The organism is uncultured Maribacter sp. (assembly GCF_947496775.1).
In the GTDB taxonomy this organism is placed as follows: domain Bacteria; phylum Bacteroidota; class Bacteroidia; order Flavobacteriales; family Flavobacteriaceae; genus Maribacter_B.
The window spans coordinates 1-5,395 of the sequence record NZ_CANMDU010000021.1 but is presented as its reverse complement, the minus strand read 5'-3'; the positions used below and the strand labels follow the sequence as shown (position 1 = coordinate 5,395).

The 5,395-nt window shown below is 33.4% G+C and carries 6 protein-coding genes and 1 pseudogene; all 7 read right to left on the bottom strand.

Going from position 1 to position 5,395, the window contains the following annotated elements:
- Positions 1-248 precede the first annotated feature (248 nt).
- Entirely contained in the window at positions 249-980 is a 732-nt protein-coding gene (locus Q0856_RS17665) for an SDR family oxidoreductase (RefSeq protein WP_298507130.1), read from the bottom strand.
- Between the two features lie 77 nt (positions 981-1,057).
- Positions 1,058-1,660: an alpha-ketoglutarate-dependent dioxygenase AlkB gene (locus tag Q0856_RS17660; protein ID WP_298507128.1), complete on the bottom strand. Its 603-nt coding sequence runs from the start codon at positions 1,658-1,660 to the stop codon at positions 1,058-1,060.
- Positions 1,647-1,892: an Ada metal-binding domain-containing protein gene (locus tag Q0856_RS17655; protein WP_298507127.1), complete on the bottom strand. Its 246-nt coding sequence runs from the start codon at positions 1,890-1,892 to the stop codon at positions 1,647-1,649. Before Q0856_RS17655 ends, Q0856_RS17660 begins: the two co-directional genes overlap by 14 nt.
- Before the next feature lie 4 nt (positions 1,893-1,896).
- Entirely contained in the window at positions 1,897-2,610 is a 714-nt protein-coding gene (locus Q0856_RS17650; RefSeq protein WP_298507126.1) for a 2OG-Fe(II) oxygenase, read from the bottom strand.
- A 2-nt stretch (positions 2,611-2,612) separates the two neighbouring features.
- Positions 2,613-3,470, bottom strand: coding sequence for a methylated-DNA--[protein]-cysteine S-methyltransferase (locus Q0856_RS17645; RefSeq protein ID WP_298507124.1), 858 nt, complete (start codon positions 3,468-3,470; stop codon positions 2,613-2,615).
- A gap of 891 nt (positions 3,471-4,361) precedes the next feature.
- The gene (locus Q0856_RS17640; protein ID WP_298507122.1) at positions 4,362-4,895 is read right to left on the bottom strand and encodes a DMP19 family protein; all 534 of its coding nucleotides are present in this window, start codon (positions 4,893-4,895) and stop codon (positions 4,362-4,364) included.
- 138 nt (positions 4,896-5,033) lie between these two features.
- Positions 5,034-5,395, bottom strand: a pseudogene (locus Q0856_RS17635) (hypothetical protein); the annotation flags it as partial.

The following is a 5,395-nucleotide window of genomic DNA, read 5'->3' as shown; positions in this document are numbered from 1 at the left end:
TCCTCAAATTATACCTTAAAAAGTGTAAACTATGTTTCTTTAACTTTGTAAAGGATGTTTGTTTAACGTACCAAATTGCATACAACGGCTCGTATAAGAATAGTAGCGGATTTTGAAACACGAACCTTTCCGTTTAGAACTGACTGTAAATATAAAAAAGCGACTTCGATAAAAAACCGAAACCGCTATTATTTTTATACATTGTTGTGCGTTCGTACTTTTTCACGCTCAATTGTTTTCGGCTATTCTTATTCTCCGTGATACATATTAGAAAACATTTCAGCCAATTTTGAGGGTGCTTCTTTCCAAGCGTTGAACATTCCAAGTCCCATTTCGTCAGGCACTATATCCAATTCTCCTGCTTCTACTTTGTCTAAAATTATTGTTGCAATTCCGTCTGGTGCTGGCATATCCCATTCGCTTCCTTTGTTCATATCTGTGTCAATTGCTCCGGGATTTATAGCGTGTACAGTCACTCCTTTTTTCACTAATTCTGTTCTTACAGAAAGTGTTGCTGAATATAAAGCTGTTTTTGATGCTGAATAACCTGCTAAAGAGGGTAAAGGTGAATAAGCTACAATAGAAACGATATTAACTATTTTTGATGGTGCGTTTTTCTCTAATGTAGGTGCAAATGCTCGCATCATATTTATAGTGCCATAATAGTTAACTTTCATATCGTTTTCTACAGCACTAATTTCGCCCTCTAAAACATTACCTTGGCTTAAAATTCCTGCATTATTTATTAGAACTTCTACGTCTTTTGTTTGTTCAGCTATTTTTAAAATTTGAGCGTTATCTGTAATGTCCAATTCTAATGTTACAACTCTTTCGTCTCCAAAATTTGGCATTTTGCTTAAATCTCTGGAAGTTGCATAAATTTTTCTTGCTCCTTTTTCTAATGATGATTTTACGAGTGATTTCCCAATTCCTCTGTTCGCTCCTGTAATTAGTATTACCTTGTCTTTCAATGTTTGCATATTTCGTTATTTTGATTAATAATTATGATGCAAAAATACATTGACGATAAAGCCTATAAAACCCGATACTTGCGGTTTTAAATATCGATTGTTCTAAAGGTTAAATTTATTCTTGGACTTTTTACTTTTTTTGTTGGTGGCAATCGGTGAAGCCAATTTGTTTGCGTTTCCCCTTTCATAACCAACAAACTACCTTTTTCTAAATGGACGGAAACAGTTTGTTTTGTTTCTTTATGTTTAAATAAAAATTTGCGTTCTGCTCCAAAACTTAATGAACCAATTGCACCATTTTTTTTCAAATCTTTTTCGCCATCACTATGCCAAGCCATTCCTTCGTCTCCATTATGATATAAATTAAGCAAACAAGAGTTAAATTTTTCTCCTGTTTTCTTTTCTATAATTTCTTTGAGTTCTAAAAGTTCTTTAGTCCAAGGTAAAGCCGATTTAGTGGTTTTTGAATAGGTGTAATCAAACGGTTTATCTCCATACCAAGCTACTTTACGTTTGGTAATAATCAATTTTCCAAAAATGATTGCTTTGTCGTTTGTCCATTGAATATTCTGTAATAATTGGTCGAAATAATATTGAGCTTTTTCTGTGTTCATTACTGAACCGTAATAATTTACCTCTCCATCAAAAGGTAAGATGTTAGCATTTTTTGAGGTATTAAATAAGTCCATTTTTCCAAATTTTATAGTCTGTACGCAAACAATGTCCACAAGGTCTGAATCCAAGTTTTTTGGCTTGTTCGGTTGTGTTGAAGAAAACACGGTTTTCGGTTTTCATTCTTTTGCCCGATTTGCATTGTAAAGTTCCGTAGATTTTTAGATTTAGATTTCCGCCATAAACGATTTCTTTTCGTTTTATTCTTCGATAAAGTTCGGTATTATCAATGTTTGTATGCTTTATCATTTTATTAGCTGGTTGCTTCGTGAAATATAACGCCTAAAGTATGTCGTTCTCCGCTAATAACTTCACTAACTCCGTGTTTCATATTTACTCGATAATAACCTCTTGTTCCTTTAATTGGTCTGAAATTGGTTGTAAAAATGAGCATATCTCCTTTTTTTGGTTTTAAAACTATCGCTTTGGATTGTGCTCTTGGTGTTTGTTGTGTCAAAACAAATTCTCCGCCTATGAAATCTTTATCTGGCTCGTTTAAAAAAAGAACGGTTTGCATTGGAAAATAAACTTCTCCATATAAATCTTGATGTAAAGTATTAAAACCACCTTTGCCATATTTTAAAATTAATGGTGTTGGTTTTAATTGATTATTTTGATGGCAAAGCGATTGCAATTCTTCAAATGTTTCGGGAAATATTTTATCAATATTAAGCACTTTCATCCAAAGGTTAGCGATAGGCGAAAGTTTTGGATATATCGTTTCTCTTAATGTTTGAATGATTTTCGGAAGTGGATAATCAAAGTATTTATATTCGCCCAAACCAAAACGATAGCGTTCCATTACAACCGTTTTTCGATACAGATTTTCGTTATTGTATTCTTTTATTATTTCGTTGCATTGTTCGTCTGAAATTATTTTGGGAATAATGGCGTAACCTTTTTCGTTCATTGATTCAGATACAGATTGCCAATCGGTTGTCGCAAGTTTTGTTTTTAAATTCTCCATTGTTATACCGTAATATTTGAAGTATTGATTTTTGATGCTTCCCAACCAATAATAGCAGTTTTTCGAGTTGTTCCCCACATATAACCGCCAAAAATTCCTGTGGATTGAATAACTCTATGGCAAGGAATTAAAAAACCAATAGGATTATTTCCGATTGCAGTTCCGACTGCTCTTGATGCTTTTGGTTTTTGAATGAGGTTAGCAATATTTCCATAAGTTGCTAAATTTCCCGTTGGTATTTTTAAAAGTGCTTCCCAAACTTTTAACTGAAAATCTGTACCTTTTAGGTGTAGTTTAATTTTGTTAATCTTGCTCCAATCTTGCGTGTAAATTTGTAAAGCATTTTGTTGAATTTCGTCTGTTTTTTGAATAAAACTCGCTTTCGGAAAGCGTTTTTGTAATTCTGAAAATGCAATTTGTTTGTCGTCCGAAAAACCCATATAACAAATGCCTTTGTGCGTAGAAGCTACTAAAATTCTCCCAAACAAACTTTCTGTAAAACTATAGTTTATAGTCAAATTTTCTCCTTTGTTTTTGTATTCTCCGGGTGTCATTCCCTCAATTTTCACAAATAAATCGTGTAATCTACCTGTACCCGAAAGTCCTGTTTTATGTGCAGTTTCAAATAAAGTAGTTTTTGAATTATTTAGAATTTGTTTTGCGTGTTGAACGCTAATAAATTGCAAGAATTTTTTTGGGCTAACACCTGCCCAATCTGTAAACATTTTTTGAAAATGAAAAGGACTTAAATGAACTTTTTTTGCAATCTCCTCAAGAGTAGGTTGTTCTGTGTGGTTCTGCCGTATGTATTCAATAGCTTCCGCTATTCGAGTATAATTTATGTATTCTTGCTCGTTCATTAAGTTCAAATTTTATAACAGCAAAAATAGAATTGATTTCACTCCTATAAAACCCGAAACTTGCTGAATTGCACGGACTTTTTTTGTATGACGCACAACGCCCGAGCTAAAGTTAGTGCGAAGAGCAAGGAAGCTTTTGCTTCCGTCTAGGCACTAAGACAAAGCTTTTTGTTTGCGTTTATTTTTTTTTGTTTTTAAAATGTCAAATCAAACAGATTTGACGACCATATAAAATTACGCAAACCATTTGATTAAACCCCAAACCGCCGCATTAATTTTAGGTTTTGTTGGCAGTAGCTTACAGCGCGAACCCTACTCTTATGGAAAAAGAAGGGAACAATCCGCGTAGATTTTGCCGCATTTTCCATCCAGCTACAGACTTTAGCAAACACAGAAATGTGTGGCAAGCTCCAATATAACTACTAGGAATATGCAAGCCACAATTCCATCTGCGTAACGATTCCGTAGCGATTGCGTGTTGGCGGCAAAAGGGAAAGCCGCTTAGTTACTTCTTATTTAGAACCCAAAACCTTCTTAAAGGACAAATTTTAGCTTTATAAACCGTAATTTTTTTGTTGTGCTGATAAGCGTTTTACTTAGGAAAGTAACTAATCCAACTATAGGGTAAACAACAAAAAAAAGGAGGGAAGCGCTTGGTTTCTCTTTTTTTACTAGGTAAGTTACTGCCAACGTCTCGGCTATGGCAAGTAGGGCAGGTAAGGAAACTTTTCGTTTCCGTCTGGTCTGCTAGCCAGAGCTTTTTGTTTTGTAATTATTTTTTCTTTTTAATTGCCAAATCCAAAAGATTTGGCGGACTTAGCAAATACACCTAAGCCTTTAAATATGCCCATTTTCGCCCTATTTGCTATAGGTATTGTTAGCCATAGTGTTTTATTCCGTTGTGAATTGGCTTAGATGTTCGCGAATATATTTTATTCTCAATTCACTAACACTTTCCGTTTCTCCAAGTTCATAAAATTCTGTATCCAATTCGTTAAGAGGATTATCTTTGTAAGATTCACTAAAGCTTTCCATAGTGCCATCATCAAATTCCTCTAGTCGTTCTTTATTTTCATTGTAGATTTTGTTTGCGCGTACCGTTAAATCAGCATATTTTTCCGCTCCAATAGTTTTAAATCCAACTTCAGCCATTTTGGAGTATTGTCCGCTTGAATTAAAATAGAATTGATTAAATCCACCATTATTTACTTCTCCCTCAATTATCCATGTAGACCAAAATGCTTGCTGTCCTATTGACAAGCATTGGATATTTTTCAATTCATTTTTATAGTCATTTCCAATAATTTCATATATGTTGTCAAAAATTGTTTGTTCTAACATATCATCTGATACGTTGTCCAGAATTTCGGCAGTTAGAACTTTATAGATTGGTCTATTTTTCCATTCCTCAAATGACTTGTCCATTTCAATCTCCTCCTTAGTTTTTTCAGGTTTATATTTACACCCAAAAAAAGATAGAATTGAAGATAAAATCATGATAAATAATATTTGTTTTGACATGTTCGTAAAGAGACATGGTTTACACAAGTTAAAGATTATGTTTTACACTAAATTAGTTTCTAACCTTGTCGATTGTTGTTTATTTCTTAGGTTTCTTTGATCAAAGAAGCCTAAAAATACATTTCTATAAAATACTTTCCAAATACCATTACCAATATCTTCAATAGCCACATATTTTCCTTTTAAAGCGGCTGATACATATACCCAATAATACGACTTCCATCTTACTGCTCCGCTCATAGTTACTTTAAGAATTTTATATTTAGGATTATAGTCAAAATCTGGAATTTTTTCAGGGAAGGGTCTGTTAGAAAAGTCATGGCAATGAGCAGGTGTTTTCATGTCTAAAGCTTCGTGTGGTCTTATGTTATTATATTGTTTTACAAAGTGATTTAAACGTCTTT